Genomic DNA, 20,782 nt, shown 5'->3' on the forward strand with positions numbered 1-20,782 from the left:
ATTTCAGGACGTGACATGTTTTTGTAAGCTATTCTTTTATTCTAACCTAATTGCATCTTTATATCCACTCCGATAATTCTTGGAGTGGATATAAGGGTGCTATAAGGATAGAATAAGGATAGAGACACCGAATCCCCCGTGAAGTGCTTGTCTCGTCCTGAAATACAACGAGGCAAACTGCAAATAAAAATCAGGAGAATACAAGGTCATCTTTCTAAAAAAAACGCTGATTTCTGATAAAATCGGATTATTTTTGCATTTTGGTACAGGGCCGTTTCTATTTCTGGCTTGATGCTGATGCACGCTATTCATCCGCGCGTTGCAGAAGTAGCAATGCCGTTTTTTTTAACACACCTGATTGATTTTTTCTTGTAACAGTTTTCAAAAAACAGATCGTTTCAACAATGAACAAAAATGAAATAAACAATAAGAGCGTGACCAACTATGCGAAAGGACAACTCATTGCGCTGGTAAGCTTACGCACATTGATTGGTTGGTATTTCCTCTATGAGGGGGTGGCCAAGATCTTTACCCCCAAGTGGACCGCCTATGGCTACCTGATGGACTCACAGGGTCTCTTTGCTCCGCTCTTCAGGATGATCGCGGAAAATCCCGATCTGATGGCGATAGCCGATTTCATCAATATCTGGGGATTGACATTGATTGGCCTGTTGCTGATCATTGGTCTTTTCGAGAAGATTGGCTACCTGGGGAGCGCAATCTTTTTAGTGCTCTTTTACCTGTCGCACCCACCATTGCTGCATGTGGAGTACTTGTTACCAACCGAAGGTTCCTACCTGTGGGTGGACAAGAACCTGGTAATGCTGGGCGCTGTGGCTGTGCTATATTTTTTCCCAACATCGATGAGAATTGGTGTTGATAGAATCATTTTTAAAAGCAAATCGAGATGAGCGAAAAAGATATTACCCCTCACGAAAAGAACAACGATCAGGGGAACCTGAATAAGAAACCGGTTTCACACGGCAGAAGAGATGCCCTCAAGGCACTGGCAACAGTGCCTGTACTGGGTGCGATGGCTTATGGTGTCTATCGGAAAAGAAAACAGGAGATGCGCAACATCACCTCTGCCGACATGTTCCACTTCAACTCCGAAATCTCACCCCTCACGCCACTCTCTCCCGACGGAAAAACCATCCGTCTTGGCATCATCGGTTCGGGTATCCGGGGCAAGCAACTGATGATTGCCCTCGGGTTCGCCACACCTCAATATGTGGAAGATCTGATACAGGCAAACAAGCAGAACAGCGCCGACAACCGTTACCGGGATTTCAGGGAGCAGGAGGATTTGAAGATCGTGATTACTGCTGTCTGTGACATATTCGATGTACATGCCGGGGAAGCCGTCGCTGCCGGAGCAAACATCAACCGTGAGGGTCTCAAGAGTCAATATGGTTCAACACCAAAAAGATACGTCAACTACCGTGATCTGCTCGCTGCAGAAGATGTGGATGCCGTGGTGATTGCCTCTCCCGACCACTGGCACGGACAGATGGCTCTCGATGCCGCCCGCGCCGGCAAGCATGTCTACCTGGAGAAACCGATGACCTGGACCGTCCCGGAGACCTATGCACTGCGGAGTGCAGTGAAGGAGAGCGGTATCATCTTCCAGCTGGGCCACCAGAACCGGCAGGTGGAAGCCTACACAAGAGCCCGTGAGATCGTAACCAAAGGATTACTGGGCACAGTATCATTGATCGAGACCGGCACCAACCGCAACGACCCCAACGGGGCATGGGTCTATCCCATCCACCCTGATGCAAATCCGCAGACCATCGACTGGCAGCAGTTTGAAGGCGATCCGGACAGGGTGAAGGAGTACATGGATTACATGACCTCGGCCGGACTGGCGCAATATGTAGGACCCGACCCTCGCGACAAGTTCAGCCTGGAACGTTTCTTCCGCTGGCGTTGCTGGTGGGATTACAGCACCGGCCTGAGCGGCGACCTGCTCACACATGAGTATGACGCCATGAACCAGATCATGGATCTTGGCATCCCCAGCTCTGCCAGTTCGTCGGGAGGGGTCTATTTCTTCCGTGACGGACGTACAGTACCCGACGTCCTGCAGACCTCCTTTGAGTTCGCCGACAAGGGGCTCACCATGCTCTACTCCGCCACGCTGGCCAGCCAGTTCAACAGAAGCCGCAAGATCATGGGCCACGATGCCACCATGGAGGTGGGCAACACGCTCACGGTCACCATCGACCCACGATCAGAACAATACCGGGAAAAAATTGACAACGGTACCATCAAACCGGGGGAACCGTTCTACCATTACGTGCCGGGCAAGAGCATCGATGCTGTCACCTCAGCCACCGAGCTCTATTTCGCTGAGAGGGGGCTGCTCTACTCTTATGTGGACGGAAAACGGTACAACACCACCTATCTCCACCTGCGGGAGTGGCTGGAGTGCATCCGCAGCGGAAAACAGCCCTCCTGCAACATTGACCGGGGGTTCGAGGAGGCGATCACGGCTCATATGGGCACCCGTGCCTACCTGGAGGGGCGCACTATGTACTGGGATGCGGAAAAAGAGGAGATCACCAGGGGGTAGTTGATTGAAGGATGCGGTGATGTGAACAATCTACAGATTAACTGATTCTTCCCCAGTCGTACCGATTGCCGGCAAGGCGGCTCAACTGCTGCTTCAGCACCCTGTGATGGGGTTGCTCCAGATGTGGATCCTCATCGATGAGTTGCTCAGCGATCTCGCGGGCTCTGTAGAGAATGGCATTGTCGCGCACCAGATCGGCAATGTGGAGGTTGAAAGGAACACCGCTCTGCTGCGTACCCTCCAGGTCGCCCGGACCGCGCAGCTTCAGGTCCGCCTCAGCAATCACAAAGCCGTCATTGCTCTCGGTCATGATCTCCATCCGCTTGCGGGTGTCGGCCGAAAGCTCGTAGGGCGTGATCAGTACACAGTAGGACTGGTCGGCACCTCGCCCCACCCTACCCCGCAGCTGGTGCAGCTGCGAGAGGCCGAAACGCTGGGCGCTTTCTATCACCATCACGCTGGCGTTGGGGACATTCACCCCCACCTCAATGACAGTGGTGGAGACCATGATTTGTGCTTCATTCTGCACAAAACGACGCATCACCTCCTCCTTCTCCACCGCCTTCATCCGGCCATGCATCTTGCAGACACTGAACTCCGGAAATGCCTCCCGCACATGCAGGTACCCCTCCTCAAGGTTCTTCAGATCAAGCTTCTCGCTCTCCTCAATCAACGGATAGACGATGTAAACCTGCCGCCCCTGTACTATCTGCTCACGAATGAACTGGTAGAGCGCACCCCGTTTCTTGTCGTAGCGATGAAGTGTCTGCACCGGCTTGCGACCGGGAGGCAGCTCATCGATCACCGACACATCCAGGTCGCCGTAGACGGTCATGGCGAGTGTTCGCGGGATGGGGGTGGCAGTCATCACCAGCACGTGGGGCGGCTGTAGGTTCTTTTCCCAAAGTTTGGCTCGCTGCACCACGCCGAAGCGATGCTGTTCATCGATCACCACGAACCCCAGGTTGTGGAACTGCACCACATCCTCTATGAGTGCATGGGTGCCAATCAGGATGTCAATCTCACCGGTAAGGAGAGCACTGTGCAGCGACTCTCGCTCCTTTTTCCGCGTGGAACCGGTGAGTAAAGCCACACGCACCTTCATCCCCTTCAGCATCTGTGTAAATGTCTCGTAATGTTGCGATGCCAGGATCTCGGTGGGAGCCATCAGTGCCGACTGAAAGCCATTGTCGCGGGCTATCAACATACACATGAGTGCCACCAAAGTCTTGCCGCTACCCACATCCCCCTGCAGGAGGCGGTTCATCTGCCTGCCGGTAGCGGTATCACGTCTGATCTCTTTGATCACTCTTTTCTGAGCATTGGTAAGCTCAAAGGGGAGGTGCTCCCTGAAAAAGGTATTGAGGTAGTCACCCACCATCCCGAAGATGAACCCTTTCAACTTCTCCTTTCGCTCTGAGGCGTACCGTACGATGCTGAGCTGGATATAGAACAGCTCCTCGAACTTCAACCGATACTCGGCATCACGCAGCAGTGCGGGTGTTTTCGGGAAATGTATGTTCTCCAGCGCATCGTGGAAGGGCATCAACCCTGCCGCTTTTACCACATCGGGAGAGAGCGACTCTGGCAATCGCTCGTTAATGAGAGAGAAGGCAGCGGTGATGATCTTCTGCATGGTGCGGGAGTTGAGAAAATGGTTCTTCATCTTCTCAGTGGTGTTGTACATCGCCATCAACCCCTCAGGACGATCCGACTCGTTCATAAAGGGATCGATGTCAGGGTGTGCGATGTTCCACTTCCCGTTGAAGAGCGCAGGCTTCCCGAAGACGATATACTCCTGGTTAAGCTTGTACTTGCTCTCCACAAAACGTATCCCCTGAAACCAGACCAGGTCCACGAAACCGGTGCCATCAGTGAAATGGGCCACCAGCCGCCGGCGGCGTCCCTCACCGAAGGACTCGAAGGCGGTGATCTTCCCTTTCAACTGTATGTAAGCCTGTGCACTGTCGATCTCATGCACATAGTAGATCCGCGTACGGTCGATGTAACGATAGGGATACCAGCGCAAGAGGTCTCCCAGGGTAAAAGCATCGATCTCCTTGTTGAGGATCTCCGCTCTTTTGGGGCCCACGCCCGGGACAAATTTGATGTCTGTTTGCAGAATATTCATCAGGGGTTGCCCGGCTAAATGCCGGTTGGATGCAAATGTATAAAAAAATGGGGAACAGTTCAACCATTCCCCATCGTTTCGATTTCACTGATCACTCACCAAGAGTGGTGAGCGTATTGCAGCTTCTCTACCAGGCAAAGAGCGGGTATTGCAGCATGGTGCTGTTCACCCTGTCGCGCACGACAGCGATCTTGGATTCATCTGCCAGTACCATGTCGATCATCTCCACGATCTCCTGCATCAACGCTTCCTTACCGCCACGGGTGGTGATAGCCGGTGTCCCGAACCTCAGTCCCGAGGTCTGGAAGGGTGAGCGGCTGTCGAACGGCACCATGTTCTTGTTGGTGGTGATATCCGCCTCCACCAGCAACTTCTCCGCCACCTTGCCGGTCAGGTCGGGGAACTTGCTGCGCAGGTCCACCAGGATGCAATGGTTGTCGGTACCTCCCGACACCACGTTATACCCTTTGTCGATGAACGCCTGCGACATCACTGCCGCGTTCTTCTTCACCTGGGTCTGGTAAGTTTTGTATTCGGGCTGCAATGCCTCGTGGAAAGAGACCGCCTTGGCGGCGATCACATGCTCCAACGGACCTCCCTGCATGCCGGGGAAGACAGCTGAGTCGAGCAGTGCCGACATCATCTTCACCTCTCCCTTGGGAGTGGTGACACCCCATGGGTTCTCAAAGTCCTTCCCTAGCAGTATCACACCGCCGCGCGGTCCACGCAGTGTCTTGTGTGTGGTGGAGGTAACGATGTGGGCATGTTTCAGCGGGTTCTCCAGCAACCCCGCGGCAATCAGTCCCGCCGGGTGTGCCATGTCCACCATGAAGATGGCACCAATCTCGTCTGCCACCTTGCGGATGCGGGCGTAATCCCACTCACGTGTGTAAGCCGAAGCACCTGCGATGATCATCTTTGGCCGTTCACTGCGTGCCAGTTCTTCCAGCTCATCGTAGTCGACCCGCTGATCCTCTTCCCGCACATTGTAAGCAAGGGGGTGGAACATCAGTCCGGAGAAATTGACAGGTGAACCGTGGGAAAGATGTCCTCCGTGTGAAAGATTAAGTCCAAGGAACTTATCACCCGCTTTCATGCAGGCCAGGAAGACAGCTGCATTGGCCTGTGCACCGGAATGTGGCTGCACGTTTGCCCACTCGGCACCAAACAGTTCTTTCAACCGGTCGATGGCAAGCTGTTCGCTCAGGTCCACCACCTCACAACCGCCATAATAGCGTCTCCCGGGATACCCCTCCGCATATTTGTTGGTGAGTACCGACCCCATGGCCTGCATCACCTGTTCGCTCACAAAGTTCTCCGAAGCAATCAGCTCGATCCCTTTCAATTGTCTCTCTTTTTCTCTTTCTATGATGTCAAAGAGTTGCCTGTCTTGTTGCATGCTGTTATAATTTGTAAGTAAAGATGGCGCAAAGGTAAATAACATTTTTATTTTGACGCGGCAGGAATTACATTTTTTTATCAGCGACGGTTCATACCAAACAATCCGCGCCGCTTTTTCGGTTCGGGCATAGCCGACGCTCCCACCATCAATTGCAAAGCGTTGCCGCCGTTTCGGGTAGCGTTCACCGCATTGTAAATCACCCCCCAATCGGGCAGTCCTCCCAGATTACGGTCGTCAATAAAGAGATCGGCACCCAGCTTACGGGAGGCATTTTCACGCTCCTCACCGGGGTAATTGGCATTCGCCGCATAAAAATAAAGGCCTCGCTCCGCACAATAATCGATGGCATCCTGCAGCAGCTCACCCTCACGGACGGTCCAGAGAATCAGCTTGTGGTTGTCCTTCTGTAACTGCAGAAGTGTATCTATTGCAAACGGGATCGGTCTCCCTATCTCAGGATAGGCATGCTCGACGATGGTGCCGTCGAAATCTACTGCTATAACCATTGTAAATCTTTTTTTCTTGTTGTTTCTAACGGGGTTACAAAGATAGCAAAAAACTACCGTACTATTGTCAATTGAGGAATGCGAAAAAAATGGGCAACAGCCAGCTGATATTCCAAACATTTACTACATTTGTAAAGAGAAAACCATAAATACGTCAATACTATGAACCAAAACAACTATCCGGCTGAGCCTTTTCGTATCAAATCGGTAGAACCTGTCAGAATGATCTCCCGTGAAGAGCGGGTAAAAGTGATCAAAACAGCAGGTTACAACACCTTCCTAATTCCAAGCGATGATGTCTATATCGACCTGCTCACCGACAGTGGTACAAATGCCATGAGCGACCGCCAATGGGCCGGCATGATGATGGGTGATGAAGCTTATGCCGGGAGCCGCAACTTTATTCACCTGGAAGAGACCGTACGGGAACTGTTCGGTTTCAGCCATCTGGTTCCAACCCATCAGGGAAGAGGAGCGGAGAACCTGCTCTCCCAGATTGCCATCCGGCCGGGACAATATGTGCCGGGTAACATGTACTTCACCACCACCCGCTATCACCAGGAGCGAAACGGGGGCATCTTCGCCGACGTGATCTGTGATGAGGCTCACGATGCCACGCTCTCTCTGCCCTTTAAGGGAAACATCGACCTGAAAAAACTACAGCAGCTGATTGACAAGAAAGGAGCGGAGAACATCGCCTACGTATGTCTGGCGGTGACGGTCAACCTGGCCGGTGGACAGCCGGTAAGCATGCGCAACATCAGGGAGGTGCGGGAGCTGACCGCACGACATGGCATTAAGGTTTTCTTCGATGCCACCCGCTGCGTGGAGAATGCCTATTTCATCCGTGAACAGGAGGAGGGGTATGCCCACAAGCCCATTGCCGATATCGTACGTGAGATGTTCAGCTATGGCGACGGCTGTACCATGAGCGGCAAGAAGGATTGCCTGGTCAACATCGGCGGGTTCCTCTGCCTTAACGACGAGGAGCTTTTCTCCCAGGCGAAGGAGCTGGTGGTGGTCTACGAGGGGATGCCCTCCTATGGCGGGATGGCCGGCAGAGACATGGAGGCGATGGCAATCGGCTTGCGGGAGTCGATGCAGTTTGAATATATCGAGCACCGGGTGAAGCAGGTGGGCTACCTGGGCGACCGCCTTCTGGAGGCAGGGATACCCGTGGTAGAGCCAATCGGCGGCCATGCCGTTTTCCTTGACGCACGTCGTTTCTGTCCCCATCTCACACAGGATCAGTTCCCGGCACAGAGCCTCGCGGCAAATCTATACCTTGAATCGGGTGTCAGGAGCATGGAGCGGGGCATCGTCTCAGCGGGCAGGAACAAGATTACCGGTGATCACCATCACCCGAAGTTGGAGACGGTGCGGCTCACCATCCCACGAAGGGTTTACACATATCGTCACATGGACCTCGTAGCCGATGCGGTTATTTCTCTCTACGGGCGTCGGGAGCAGATTAAAGGGCTGCGGTTTGTCTATGAACCCAAGCAGCTCCGTTTCTTCACCGCACGCTTCGAGGAGATAGAGTGACTTACACCTCTCTTTGTTGATAGGCTCCGCTGGCAATGTCATCGAGCCACTGCTGGTGATTGAGATACCACTCTACCGTCTTCTCTATGCCTTCCTCAAAGCGGAGCGAAGGCTCCCACCCCAACTCCTTCCTGATCTTGGTGGCGTCGATGGCATAGCGAAGATCATGACCCGCACGGTCCGTGACATAGGTGATAAGATGATCGGAAGCACCGGCCGGACGTCCCAGCTGCCTGTCTACCGTTTTGATCAGCAGTCTTATCAGGTCGATGTTGCGCCATTCGTTCCAGCCGCCGATGTTGTAGGTCTCTCCCACCCTTCCACGGTGAAAGATCAGATCAATAGCAGCTGCATGATCTTCCACGTAGAGCCAGTCGCGAACGTTCTCACCCTTGCCGTAGACCGGCAGCGATTTGTTTTCCCGTATATTCCGGATGAAGAGGGGTATCAGTTTCTCAGGGAATTGATTGGGGCCGTAGTTGTTGGAGCAGTTGGAGATTACCACCGGCAACCTGTAGGTGTCGTGGTAAGCACGCACGAAATGGTCGGACGACGCTTTTGAAGCGGAATAGGGGCTATGTGGCTCATAGCGGCTTTCCTCGGTAAAGAATCCTTCCCCCAGGGGCAAGGCACCATAGACCTCATCGGTAGAGACATGATAAAAGAGTCTATCGTGATGTTGGTCTCCCCACTGTTCACGTGCCGCCTGCAACAGGTTAAGCGTACCCATCACATTGGTGCGTGCAAAGGAGAAGGGATCGGTGATTGAGCGGTCCACATGGCTTTCCGCAGCGAGGTGAATCACCCCTTCCACCTCATGTTGCGAAAAGAGTTTCCTCATCTGCTCAAAATCACAGATATCAGCCTGCAAAAAGAGGTAGTTGGGTTTGTCAGCCACATCTTCCAGGTTTGAGAGGTTACCGGCATAGGTGAGCAGGTCGAGGTTGATGATCCGGGTACCCGGATAATGGTTTACGAAACGGCGAACCAAATGTGAACCGATAAAACCGGCTCCTCCCGTGATTAAAATAGTCTTCATAGCAGTGGGTTGTTTTTGTCTTTCTCAGAGAGGATGATGTCCTCCCGCGGCAGCATCCAATCGATGGCAAGCTTCGGATCATCCCACCTGATGGCACCTTCGTAGGGAGGTGCATAATAATTGTCACATTTATAATGAAAAATCACCTCTTCGCTCAGCACAGCGAAGCCATGAGCAAAACCACGCGGGATGAAGAGCTGTCGCTTGTTCTCTCCCGACAGCTCCGTGGATACATACTGACCAAAGGTGGGTGACCCTTCACGGATGTCAACAGCAACATCCAGTACACGGCCGGTGATCACCCTCACAAGCTTGGCCTGCTCATACGGGGCCCGCTGAAAGTGAAGCCCTCTCACCACACCATACTTTGATTTGCTCTCATTATCCTGCACAAAGCTTGTCTGACAGACCTTCTCCTCAAATTCTCTTTGTGAGTATGACTCAAAGAAGTAACCCCGCTCATCGCCAAATACCCTGGGTTCGATGATCAGTACTCCTTCAATATTTGTTTTATGTATTTTCATTGTCTGCAATCTACAATCTGCTATCAGCCGTCAGCAAAGTGCTTTCAGCTTGTTCAACATTAATCCGGAATCTATCTTTTGGCAAGTGATTACCCAATAAAAAAAATCACAACCTGGTGTCGATCAACTGGAGCAGGTATTGACCATACTGGTTTTTCTTCATTGGTTCGGCAATGCGTTCCAGATTTTCGTCAGTGATCCACCCATTGTTCCAGGCAATCTCTTCGAGGCAGGCGATCTTCAACCCCTGACGTTTCTCCAGCACCTCAATAAAGGTGGAAGCCTCCGCCAGCGAATCGTGCGTTCCGGTATCCAGCCAGGCAAAGCCCCTGCCGAAGCGCTGCAAGAGCAACTCTCCCTTTTCCAGGTAAGCCTGGTTTACAGAGGTGATCTCCAGCTCCCCCCGGGCAGATGGTCTCACAGCAGCAGCAATCTCCACCACACTGTTGGGGTAAAAATAGAGCCCTGTCACAGCCCAGTTTGATTTGGGTGACAGAGGCTTCTCTTCGATACCCAGCACCTCACCGCGGTCGTTGAAATGTGCCACGCCATAACGTTCAGGAGACTGCACGTAATATCCGAACACGGTAGCCTTATTGTTCTCCTCGGCATCGAGGGCAGCCTTGCGTAACATGGAGGGAAAGCCCTGTCCATAGAAGATATTGTCTCCCAGCACGAGGCATACTGCATCCTTTCCGATGAACGAGCGGCCAATCAGGAAGGCTTGTGCCAATCCGTCGGGAGAGGGTTGTTCCGCGTAGGAGAATTGGAGACCACAATCAGATCCGTCACCCAGCAAGCGCTGGAATGAGGGCAGGTCGGCCGGTGTGGAGATGATCAGTATCTCGCGGATACCGGCCAGCATCAGTGCCGAGATGGGATAGTAAATCATCGGTTTGTCGAAGACGGGTAAGAGTTGCTTGGAAACACCCTTGGTGATCGGATAGAGCCGCGTACCAGATCCTCCTGCCAATACAATGCCTTTCATAATCAATTCCTTGTTACAATTCGTGCTGTAAAGGTAATCAAAAGAACGTGTAATTTGTTATCCATGACCCGGCAAATCGGGACGTAAACGACGAGTGCGTTCCACCGACTGCTCCAGACGCCATTCCTGAATCTTTCGCTCATGTCCTGAGAGCAACACATCTGGCACCCTCCACCCCTTATACTCGGCAGGGCGTGTATACACCGGCGGTGCCAGCAGCCCATCTTGAAAAGAGTCGGAGAGAGCCGATTGCTCATCGCCAATCACGCCGGGGATGAGACGCACCACTGCATCGGCAATCATGGCGGCAGCCAGTTCTCCGCCTGTAAGTACGAAATCACCTATTGATATCTCACGTGTGATCAGATGCTCCCTCACCCGGTAATCGATCCCCTTGTAGTGACCGCAAAGGATGATGATATTTTGTTTCAGCGACAGCTCGTTAGCTATCGACTGGGTGAATTGCTCACCATCGGGAGTGGTGAAGATCACCTCATCGTAGTCCCGTTCTGATTTCAGGTGGGAGATGGCCCGGTCAATCGGTTCTATCTGCAACACCATTCCAGCCTCCCCGCCAAAAGGGTAGTCGTCTACCCGGCGGTGTTTGTCTAGCGTATAATCACGCAGGTTGTGCAGCTCAAACTGAGCCAATCCTTTTTCCTGCGACCTCTTCAGGATACTGGTATGTAGAGCTCCCTGAATCATCTCAGGCAGCACGGTGATAATGTCAATTCTCATTTGTCCAATGATAAAAGGCTGTTCTCTTCTCCGAAAGAACAGCCTTCAAATATAGCATTTTTCTTTCAATAACACATCACTCTCCTGAAACTGTTCCTGAAGCAGCCTGCTGGGTATTACTTTCCCCCTCCATCACATCATCGTTCACGATGCCGCGCTGTACACGTCTCATGGAAGATTTCAGTTCACCGAAGCGGTAGGTTACACTCAGCCTCAGGTTGCGCATCGGCTGGTAATTGAGGCTCTCCTGACGGAAACCGGGGCCGGTAGTGGTACTGGTCATTTTCTGCGACTTGGAGAGGAAATTCTGAACATTCAGTGAAAGGTCGAGCTTGTTGTTGAACATGCTCTTCATCACGCTGAATGAGTAGAAATAGTAGGGAGACTGATCGGTCTGAAGCTGCACCTGGTTCAGGAATATACCACTGTTGGCTCCCAGCCTCAGATCCTTGGGTAATGTCCATGAGAAACCGCCATAAGCGCGTCCTGAGAGGCCACTGTTACGCAGCTGATCGTTCTCAGTACTCTGGATATCGGTATAACTGACTCCCCCGTTCAGGTAGGTGCGAATTACAGGTGTGGGGGTCCAGCTAACGTAGAGGTTGGTACCCACCATCTGGTTGCGGCCGATATTGGCGTAGGTATTGTGTGTCACCCCATCGCGCCTGAAACTCTCATTACTGCTGTTGGGATCACCCGGGGGGATGAAGCTGTAGCGTGTCACGGCATTGCGTGTGAAAGCATAGCTGACAGTCGCGTTGAAGTTGATCTTTTGCGAAAAAGAGCCATAATTGATGTTGAAATTATGTTGTTGCTCGCCATCCAGCTCCGGATTTCCGTAACTGATGTTGTTGGGATCCATATCGTCGATGTAGGGATTTAGATACCAGATGCCGGGACGGGAGATGCGCATGTTGTAACCACCGCGGAGTGTCTGTGTCATCCCCAATTGGTAGGAGAAGGTCAACGAGGGCACCAGGTCGAAGAAAGAAGTGTGTATGATGGTATCCAGGTCGTTGTTCATGTAATGAATCTCCTGATTGGTATTTTCACCACGCAGACCTACCTTCAACCCCATTTTACCCTGCCGGTAGGCATAACCGGCATATCCCGAGGTGATGCGCTGCAGGTGATCGAGGTCGTTTAGCCTGCCTGGATCAGGCATCCAGTCACCACTCCCCAAATAATAAGAATGATCTCCCCGGCTGCTGTTGTCTCTGAATATATACTTTAATCCTGCTTCAATATTGTGTTTGCCGTTAAGCGGGTTCACGTAATCCAACTGACCGGTATACTCACTCCCACCGGCATTGTTCTCGCTTCTCTGTTTATACCCATTTGGATAATAGAAGTCACCCTTCACGTCGTTGTACGCACTTTCATATTCACTGTCGTTGGGGTCATGCTCCAAGCGGTAAGAGAGCGTAAGCAACTCTCCCTTTCTCTTGAAGTTTCTCTGGTAATCGGCAGCAAGGTTCAATCCCCCAAACTGAGAGATGCTGTTGCTCCGTGACTGATAGCTGTAGTTACGACTACCTTGGGAAACAGCATCCTGCACGGAAAGGGAGTTGAATTTACCTCCGAAACGGGAGAGAGAGAGATTGAACAGGTTTGCTGTATCGGGTTCATAGCTGAGTGCAGTGGTAAAGAACAGTCCACCCCCATCACTCTCACTACTTCCTTTTTGGGTCAGGTTATTCTGCGGGTTGAACTCCTCACGGTAAAATTCCGACTCTGAAACAGGTTGAGCATGTTGAAAATAGGAGGCATTACCGGTGAAACCCACCTTACCATACTTGGTAGCCAGGTATGCATTGCCGCCATAGCCACCAAAGGTATTGCCGTTGGCACCAACGGAGCCGGTATAGCCATCATCCACCCGTTTGTCGGTGATGATATTGATGATTCCTCCCACTCCTTCGGCATCATACTTCGCCCCGGGATCTGTGATCACCTCCACATCCTTGATACTGCTGGCAGGCATACTCTTCAACACCTGTGCAGGATTGGATGAGATCATGTTGGAAGGTTTACCGTTGAGGTAGATCTTGAAGTTGGAAGAACCTTTCAGCTGAATGTTCTCCTCCCCGTCGATGGTGACAAGGGGCACTTTACGTAACAGGTCCAACACATTGGAAGTAGAGGCTTCAGGGTCATCCTTGGCACTATAGGTGAGCTTATCGATATCAACCTTCACCAGCGGTGCCTGGGCTGTCACGCTCAGCTCATCCAGCAGCCTGCTGCTCTCACTCATTGCAATCACTCCCATGTCGAAGGGATCCTGTGATGCGGCAACCTCCGCCTTCTTCACGGCTTCAGCCATGCCTACAAAATGAAAAGTGAAGATATAACTTCCTGGGCTCAATGTTGTTGTAAAAGTTCCTGTCTCATCGGTAGCCATCTTACGAATTACGTTGGTGGGCATATCTTCCCTGGCAACAGAGATGGTGGCATAGGGTAGAGCTGCATTGTCTGCTTCCGCCACCAGCTTTCCTTTAACAGTAACGGAATCAGCATATGAGAAGGCTGCTAATAGATGAAGCAGGATAAGAATAATTGTTTGTTTCATTAAAAATTGATTTTTACGTATCGCAACAAAGGGTTAAAAGTACATATTAAATCGTAAATAGGACAACCATTAAAGATGAGTGTTACGAATAATTAGTAAAGAGCATCACATTTTTCACTATTTTTGCAAAAACTCCGAAACCAATGACAATCATCCCTGTATTTTTCTCTGTCCTGAGCGGCATCGCAGTAGGTTACCTGTTGCGCCAAAAGAAGGTTGTAAAAAAAACCGGGATGTTGCTCAACCTGGTGATCATGTTGCTACTGCTCTTTCTGGGCATTGCGGTGGGCAGTAACCGGGAGGTGGTAACAAGGTTTGCTTCCATCGGCCTGGAGGCGCTGCTGCTGACCCTGGGCGGTACGCTGGGAAGCCTCATCGCTGCAGGTTGGTTATACAAAAAAGCGTTTCACAGTCGTAATGAGGTATCACTTCAATCGAAAAAAAACACCCGAGCAAAGAGATGAAACAGACGATACTCTATCTGCTTCTTTTTACTGTCGGTGTGATAGCAGCAATCACAGGAGTGCTACCGGAAGCCTTGCTGGATGATCGCATCTCAAAAGGGATCCTCTACCTGTTGCTTTTCCTTGCAGGAATACTGATCGGTTCCGGCAGGAACATGTTCAGGGTGTTGGGACGTTATGGAATCAAGATCATGCTGTTGCCGCTGGGCACCACCCTCGGCACCTTCGCCGGGGTATCACTCATCAGCCTGATACTGCCTGATCGGAGCCTTACAGACTGCCTGAGCGTGGGAGCAGGATTCGCCTACTATTCTCTCTCCAGCATCCTGATTACTGAATTCAGAGGTGCAGAGCTGGGGACGGTAGCGCTCCTGGCGAACATAATGCGTGAGTTCAGCGTTCTTGTTTTTGCTCCCTGGATGGTACGATATTTCGGACCGTTGGCACCCATCTCAGCGGGAGGTGCCACCACCATGGACACCACCCTGCCCTTTATTACCCGCTACTCCGGTGAACCATACGTCGTGGTAGCGCTCTTTCACGGCATGGTGATCGATTTCACTGTTCCGCTCTGGGTATCGCTATTCCTGAGTCTGTAACCCATATGACGAAATGCTTATGCGTGCACTGATCAACGCTTTCATCATTCACCTCACCCTCAACCTCTTGGTTTTCCTGAAGGGATGGCATGTCTTTGAAGGAAAAAAAGCAGCACGGATTATTTTATCGATTCTGTTTGCTGCGGAGCTGCTGTTCTACGTCACAGGCTTTTTCCTCTACCGCCATCTACCTGAGCCGTTGGTACAACTGATACGGGTGACAGGCACCAGCTGGATGCTCTTCCTGCTATACAGCGGAGGGCTCTGGCTGATCATCGACCTGGTCACACTGATCTTCCTCCACCAATTGCACCGTCCCCTCACCTCCATGCGCAACTGGCCTCCCAGAAGAAAGAGACTGCTCTTCCTCCTACCGGTACTAGCGGTGGCACTCATCTTGGCACATGGCCGATACCGCTTCATGCACCCCGTGGTGCAACAGGTTCCTGTCACAGTCCACAAGAAAGCGGGGAATCATGACTCGCTGCGCATCGTCGTAGCTGGGGACATGCACCTTGGCTGGATGATTGACCGCAACCACACCCGTCGATTCGTGGATCTGATCATGGCACAACAAGCCGATATGATCCTTTTCGTGGGTGACATCTTCGACTCACAGATCGAGCCGATACTACAGCAGGGGATGGATCAGGAACTCCGGCGGCTTACTGCTCCCCTAGGCGTTTTCACCTGTACCGGCAACCACGAGTACCGTTACGACAGTGAAGAAAAGATCTCATTGTTGAATGATGTGGGAATCTCTGTGCTGCGCGACAGTGCGGTGTTGATCGACAGCGCTTTCTACCTGGTAGGGCGCGAGGATAAAGTGATCGCCCATCGCAAGCAGACCGCGGAATTACTGGCCAATTCGGGGTTAGACCACACAAAGCCGGTGATCCTGCTCAATCACACACCGGATAACCTGGACGAGGAGGCCGATGCAGGCATTGACATTGCACTGTACGGACACACACACCATGGCCAGGCTTTTCCGGGCAATCTCATTACAGAATGGATCTTCGAAGTGGCACACGGCTACAAGAAAAAAGGTGACACACATATCTATGTCACCTCAGGTCTTGGGTTGGTCGGCCCCCAGTATCGTGTGGGTACTCAATCGGAGATTGCCCTCCTTAGAGTACGTTTCGAATGATTTACTTAAAGGTAATCGATTGCTTTCTCAAGATGCACCGAATGTGACCCCTTCAGCAGGATATAATGGTTGCTGATAGGCTCACTGCGTAGCATAGCTATCAACTCATCCACATCCCTGTAACAATGGAATCCGTCGGCAGCAGTTGTCCATTGAGCGAATGAATCGCCCACCAGATAAACCCTGTCGAAAGCCAGTTCCCTCAGGTAGTGAATCAGCTTTTGATGTTCCTCATCGCTCACCTCACCCAACTCTTTCATCTCTCCCAGAATTACCACCCGTGGCAAAGGTGAAGGAATGGAAGCAAAAAAACCAACCGATGCTTTCATGCTCGTTGGATTGGCATTATAGGCGTCGATGATCAGGTCGTTGCGATCGTTACGCCTGAACTGTGAACGATGGTTACTTGGTTCATATGCCTCGAGCGCGCTGCTGATGTTCTCCGCATTGATACCAAAGAATTTGCATACAGCAACGGCAGCAATTGCGTTGTCAAAGTTATACTCACCTACCAAACGGGTACGGACACGGAAGGAGCGATCGAAAAAACGCCAGTCGAACTCCATGAAGGGTGTGGCCTCGGCCAGTGTGCCGGAGGCAAAAAGTGACGGATCATCCCTGCCGTAGAGGATGCGATCCATCCCTTCCGAGAGATCATACAGAATCGCACTTTCCCTGTTCACGAACACTTTCCCCTCATGTGCACGAAGGTAATCGTAAAGTTCACCCTTGGTGGCTACCAGCTTTTCGAACGAACCAAAGCCCTCCAGGTGAGCTTGCCCCACGTTGGTGATGAGTCCATAGTCGGGTTCGGCAATTTCGCACAATTCACGAATATCACCCGGATGGTTGGCGCCCATCTCCACTACTGCAATCTCATGTGAGCGGTTCATGGAGAGCAGGGTTAGCGGCACTCCGATATGGTTGTTGAAGTTGCCCTGGGTATAGGCCACTTTAAACTTGCGAGCAAGACCAACGGCAATAAGCTCCTTTGTGGTGGTCTTCCCGTTGGTACCGGTAATACCTACTACAGGTATCTTCAATTTGCGTCGGTGGTAAGTAGCCAACTGCTGGAGTGTAGCCAGCACATCATCGACCAGTATGATCCGATCATTGGGAGTCATACCATCATTCCACTCATCAACAATTGCATAGGCACATCCTGACTCCAGTGCCTTCTCAGCAAAAAGATTCCCATTGAACCGCTCACCTTTCAGGGCAAAAAAGATGGAGTTCTTCTCACACATCCGCGAGTCGGTGGTCACCAACGGATAGCGCAGGAAGAGCGAATAAAGTTCAGTAATCTGCATATCTCTTAAGGCTGATTGACGCTAAGTTAAAAGCCCAGTTTTTGGGCGATGGAAGCAGGCAGTGCATCCTTGTGCAACACAATGCTCAACGTCTTGTAGCTGACAAAGGGGTAGGATGCATACCAGAAACCATCGTAGGGGCCTGTTTCTCCCCATGAATTCTTCACCATGAAGAACCTGTTGCCATTCTGGTCTTCTGCAATTCCATAAATCTGCATGCCATGATCATCTGTGGTCGCATAATTATCGAACGACGCCTGACGCATCTCCTGGGTGATCTCTTTTTCTGCCAGTATTTCTTTTCCGATGCGGGTCCTGATTTCAGCATCTCTCTCCCGACTACTGAGGCCGAGCCACTTGGCTTGGTCGCTGCCGGCATTCTCAGGTGCCTCCCCATCGGGAACAATTGCAATACCCTCGCGGGAGAAACCTGCTTCACTCACATCAGAAGCCCATGCAATCGTGTAACCCTTCATCACCGCCTGCTCCATCACCTTCATCAGTTCATCAACAGGCAGGTTGTAAGAGAGCGCCCAGCGCCAATTATCAGGCACCTCAACGGCAAACGGCTTGTAAAAAGGATGATGGGTGAATGAGGTGAGCGAAATGTAATCCTCCTGTTTCAACCCCAGTTCAGCGGCAAAGCTGTGAGGCGTATATTCTTTTCCATTGTATTGAAACATTTCAGGAACCTCACCCAGGTAGCTGTCCAGAATACCGGTGATACCCTTGTTCCAAACGGGTGACAGGGTGCGGGCACCGATGACACCATCCATGTAACTTTTAAGAATCTTGTCCAGTTCTCCGTGGTTGTGGGTCTCCGATCCGTAATGAAGACCGTGGTATGCCTCATCAGGCATCACTCCATACGCATCGAGCGTTTCAATCACATCGGCAAAGGAGCCGCCGGGGGCGAAGTTAAGGTTGCCGTGGAGACGGGCATGCTTCAACGCTTTATCTTCATAGTTGCGCCTCACGATGTACATCTCGGAAAGGTCGTATGTTCCTTTTCCCATACGAAGCAGCTCTGACTCCAGAAAAGCCACGCCCGAGAAGCTCCAGCAGGTTCCCGTGCTCGATTGGTTTTTCACCGAGGTAACAGGATTCTCTCTGACTACCTTAAACTGGTATGCACTTTGTGCCATCATCATTCCTGCACTCAGCAACAGGGATAGGAATAAAAACATCTTTTTCATGAAAACTTTTTTATTTTAAGTTGGGTTTAGCCATAACAGACTCTAAGGTTGAATCTAACTCCTCACAAAGTTAATCAAAATAGGGTAAAAACATCCACTTTTTCCTCCATTCTTCCTCTTTACAGCGGAAAAATGATGTACCTTTACCCTCTCAATAAATCATTGTTTATGGATGATCTGACTCCAAAGAAGAAAAAAAGCCGTAAGGGTTGGTCCCTCTTTCTCGGCATACTGATCCTTGCCCTCGGGATATTTGTATATGTCCGATACTACTACGTGTTTGGTACGGGCGTAAAATCGGGCGAACTGAATTACCTGGTATACAAAGGGGTGGTATTTAAAACCTATGAAGGAAAACTGATTCAATCGGGATTCCGTGCCGACATGCCGGGGGGGCTCCAGTCCAATCAGTTCGACTTTTCGGTAGAAGACAAGGAGATTGCCCAACGGTTGATGGTAGCCAGCGGTAAGATAGTTCAACTGCACTACCGCGAATACTTCGCCCCTATTCCCTGGCGTGGGTACACCAAGTTCATCGTCGATAGCATCATCACCATCGAGGAGAAACCACTCGATCCGATGACTGAAAAAGATCTGACTCCTTACATTCTGGAATCGATGTAACCAGCTGTTCATGGCTCAGAAAAAGTATTACGTGGTGTGGCAAGGGGTGAGGCCCGGGGTATACGACTCATGGGAGGCCTGCAAAGCAGAGGTAACAGGGTATGACCATGCCCTCTACAAATCTTTCCCATCGCGTGCCGAGGCTGAACAAGCCTTCAACGACAACCCCTGGAAGCACCTTGCAGCAAAGAAAAAAGGGCCGCGGGAAGTATCCACCTCTCATCCCTCAATTATCCGTCAGAGCCTGGCAGTAGATGCTGCCTGCAGTGGTAACCCGGGACTGATGGAGTATCGTGGGGTATGGGTTGAAGATGGCACTGAGCTCTTCCGTGTGGGACCAATCGAAGAGGGCACCAACAACATCGGTGAGTTTCTGGCGATTGTACATGCGCTGGCGCTGTTGCATAAGAACGATAAACCTACACCGGTCTACACCGACAGTGCGAATGCCCTCAAATGGGTCGCCAAGAAAAAATGCAACACCAAGCTGAAACAAACCGAGCGCAACAGGATTTTATTTGAATGGATCGCCCGCGCGGAGAAGTGGCTGCGGGAAAACCAATTCAGCAACCCACTTCTGAAATGGGAAACGAAACAATGGGGAGAGATACCGGCTGACTTTGGACGCAAATAGCTTAAGCATTGGTAATCTTCATTTCTTTTTTGTCTCATTTATCCTAATTTACAACCAAAAAACAGTTATCTTTGCCCCGTAATTGCTTTCAGAGGAATGCTTTTATCTATGAACGAAGGAGAACGGTTCAGACTTGCGAAAAGGGAACGGATCTGCGGTGAAAAAAGGATTGAATCCCTCTTCGCCAATGGCAGTTCTTTCATGGCCTATCCATTCAGGGTAGTATGGCTGAAAAGGGATGCAGTATCCGCAACAATGGTTTCGGTATTGATCAGCATCCCGAAGAAGCGACTGAAACGGGCAGTAGACCGCAACAGGATGAAGAGAGTGGCAAGAGAAGCCTACCGGCTGCACAAAAATCAACTCATCAATCAGTTGACGGCAGACAATCTACATCTGGATGTGGCATTTATTTATGTCAGGGATGAACCGAGCGACTTTGTCACAACTGAAAAAGGAATCGTGAAGGCCTTCAGAGAACTGGCAAGAATCAATCAAACAGCAGCAACGTGAAACAATTGAAAGCTCTTTTGACGTGGATCCTGTTGCTCCCCGTCTATTTCTACCGGGCTGTCATCTCACCGCTCACGCCGCCCAGCTGTCGCTACACGCCTACCTGTTCACAGTACACGATAGAAGCATTGAAGAAACATGGCCCCTTTCGGGGTTTTTACCTGTCCGCACGGCGCATACTGAGCTGTAATCCCTGGGGAGGTTCGGGTTATGACCCGGTACCTGAACCGAGACACAGGAAAAAGAAGACGAAAGCAGAGGAACAATAACGT

General features: G+C 51.2%; 20 protein-coding genes. 10 read left to right on the forward strand and 10 right to left on the reverse strand.

The genetic code is table 11. The annotated features are described in order from the left end of the window. Positions 1–404 precede the first annotated feature (404 nt). On the forward strand, positions 405–911 hold the full coding sequence (locus JS578_04505; GenBank protein ID QRX64511.1) for a DoxX family membrane protein: 507 nt from the start codon (positions 405–407) through the stop codon (positions 909–911). Then, positions 908–2,575 (forward strand): Gfo/Idh/MocA family oxidoreductase, encoded by a 1,668-nt coding sequence (locus JS578_04510; GenBank protein QRX64512.1) that lies wholly within the window; start codon positions 908–910, stop codon positions 2,573–2,575. Before JS578_04505 ends, JS578_04510 begins: the two co-directional genes overlap by 4 nt. Before the next feature lie 37 nt (positions 2,576–2,612). On the opposite strand, the gene recG is transcribed toward JS578_04510, so the two are convergent. From recG to JS578_04525, 3 genes are all read right to left on the reverse strand, one after another. Continuing rightward, on the reverse strand, positions 2,613–4,706 hold the full coding sequence (gene recG / locus JS578_04515) for an ATP-dependent DNA helicase RecG (GenBank protein ID QRX64513.1): 2,094 nt from the start codon (positions 4,704–4,706) through the stop codon (positions 2,613–2,615). A gap of 127 nt (positions 4,707–4,833) precedes the next feature. After that, on the reverse strand, positions 4,834–6,105 hold the full coding sequence (locus tag JS578_04520) for a serine hydroxymethyltransferase (protein ID QRX64514.1): 1,272 nt from the start codon (positions 6,103–6,105) through the stop codon (positions 4,834–4,836). An 80-nt stretch (positions 6,106–6,185) separates the two neighbouring features. Beyond that, positions 6,186–6,614 carry a hypothetical protein gene (locus JS578_04525; GenBank protein ID QRX64515.1) on the reverse strand — a complete coding sequence of 143 codons (429 nt, stop codon included), beginning with the start codon at positions 6,612–6,614 and terminating at the stop codon, positions 6,186–6,188. A 162-nt stretch (positions 6,615–6,776) separates the two neighbouring features. Between JS578_04525 and JS578_04530 the strand changes: the two genes are divergently transcribed. Beyond that, positions 6,777–8,159 (forward strand): tyrosine phenol-lyase, encoded by a 1,383-nt coding sequence (locus JS578_04530; protein QRX64516.1) that lies wholly within the window; start codon positions 6,777–6,779, stop codon positions 8,157–8,159. 1 nt (position 8,160) lies between these two features. Here the strand turns inward: JS578_04530 and rfbB are convergent, their stop codons facing one another. From rfbB to JS578_04555, 5 genes are all read right to left on the reverse strand, one after another. Next, complete coding sequence (rfbB, locus tag JS578_04535) at positions 8,161–9,198, reverse strand: dTDP-glucose 4,6-dehydratase (protein ID QRX64517.1); 1,038 nt, start codon at positions 9,196–9,198, stop codon at positions 8,161–8,163. Beyond that, positions 9,195–9,722, reverse strand: coding sequence for a dTDP-4-dehydrorhamnose 3,5-epimerase (rfbC, locus tag JS578_04540; GenBank protein QRX64518.1), 528 nt, complete (start codon positions 9,720–9,722; stop codon positions 9,195–9,197). The genes rfbB and rfbC overlap by 4 nt, the downstream gene beginning before the upstream one ends. A 106-nt stretch (positions 9,723–9,828) precedes the next feature. After that, complete coding sequence (rfbA, locus tag JS578_04545; GenBank protein QRX64519.1) at positions 9,829–10,710, reverse strand: glucose-1-phosphate thymidylyltransferase RfbA; 882 nt, start codon at positions 10,708–10,710, stop codon at positions 9,829–9,831. Positions 10,711–10,767: 57 nt separating this feature from the next. Then, positions 10,768–11,448: a tRNA (guanosine(37)-N1)-methyltransferase TrmD gene (gene trmD / locus JS578_04550; GenBank protein ID QRX64520.1), complete on the reverse strand. Its 681-nt coding sequence runs from the start codon at positions 11,446–11,448 to the stop codon at positions 10,768–10,770. Between the two features lie 76 nt (positions 11,449–11,524). Continuing rightward, positions 11,525–14,017 (reverse strand): TonB-dependent receptor, encoded by a 2,493-nt coding sequence (locus JS578_04555; protein QRX64521.1) that lies wholly within the window; start codon positions 14,015–14,017, stop codon positions 11,525–11,527. Between the two features lie 143 nt (positions 14,018–14,160). Here JS578_04555 and JS578_04560 point away from each other — a divergent pair, with 143 nt between their 5' ends. From JS578_04560 to JS578_04570, 3 genes are read left to right on the forward strand one after another with little or no spacing between them, the layout of a single operon-like run. Then, positions 14,161–14,481, forward strand: coding sequence for a LysO family transporter (locus tag JS578_04560; protein ID QRX64522.1), 321 nt, complete (start codon positions 14,161–14,163; stop codon positions 14,479–14,481). Next, entirely contained in the window at positions 14,478–15,080 is a 603-nt protein-coding gene (locus tag JS578_04565; GenBank protein ID QRX64523.1) for a lysine exporter LysO family protein, read from the forward strand. The genes JS578_04560 and JS578_04565 overlap by 4 nt, the downstream gene beginning before the upstream one ends. 19 nt (positions 15,081–15,099) lie before the next feature. Beyond that, a complete protein-coding gene (locus JS578_04570) occupies positions 15,100–16,233 on the forward strand; it encodes a metallophosphoesterase (GenBank protein QRX64524.1) in 1,134 nt (377 codons plus the stop codon). 5 nt (positions 16,234–16,238) lie between these two features. Here JS578_04570 and JS578_04575 read toward each other — a convergent pair whose 3' ends face one another. Then, on the reverse strand, positions 16,239–17,543 hold the full coding sequence (locus JS578_04575; protein ID QRX64525.1) for a UDP-N-acetylmuramoyl-tripeptide--D-alanyl-D-alanine ligase: 1,305 nt from the start codon (positions 17,541–17,543) through the stop codon (positions 16,239–16,241). A 26-nt stretch (positions 17,544–17,569) separates the two neighbouring features. Continuing rightward, positions 17,570–18,739, reverse strand: a complete 1,170-nt coding sequence (locus tag JS578_04580; GenBank protein ID QRX64526.1) for an aminopeptidase — start codon at positions 18,737–18,739, stop codon at positions 17,570–17,572. A gap of 168 nt (positions 18,740–18,907) precedes the next feature. Between JS578_04580 and JS578_04585 the strand changes: the two genes are divergently transcribed. From JS578_04585 to yidD, 4 genes are all read left to right on the forward strand, one after another. Further along, on the forward strand, positions 18,908–19,363 hold the full coding sequence (locus JS578_04585; protein ID QRX64527.1) for a hypothetical protein: 456 nt from the start codon (positions 18,908–18,910) through the stop codon (positions 19,361–19,363). 10 nt (positions 19,364–19,373) lie between these two features. Continuing rightward, a complete protein-coding gene (locus JS578_04590) occupies positions 19,374–19,997 on the forward strand; it encodes a ribonuclease H family protein (GenBank protein ID QRX64528.1) in 624 nt (207 codons plus the stop codon). Positions 19,998–20,105: 108 nt separating this feature from the next. Further along, positions 20,106–20,510: a ribonuclease P protein component gene (locus JS578_04595; GenBank protein QRX64529.1), complete on the forward strand. Its 405-nt coding sequence runs from the start codon at positions 20,106–20,108 to the stop codon at positions 20,508–20,510. 5 nt (positions 20,511–20,515) lie between these two features. Further along, complete coding sequence (yidD, locus tag JS578_04600; GenBank protein QRX64918.1) at positions 20,516–20,779, forward strand: membrane protein insertion efficiency factor YidD; 264 nt, start codon at positions 20,516–20,518, stop codon at positions 20,777–20,779. Positions 20,780–20,782: the final 3 nt, after the last annotated feature.

The sequence above is a fragment of the Dysgonomonadaceae bacterium zrk40 genome (assembly GCA_016916535.1).
Classification (GTDB): Bacteria; Bacteroidota; Bacteroidia; order Bacteroidales; family Dysgonomonadaceae; genus Proteiniphilum.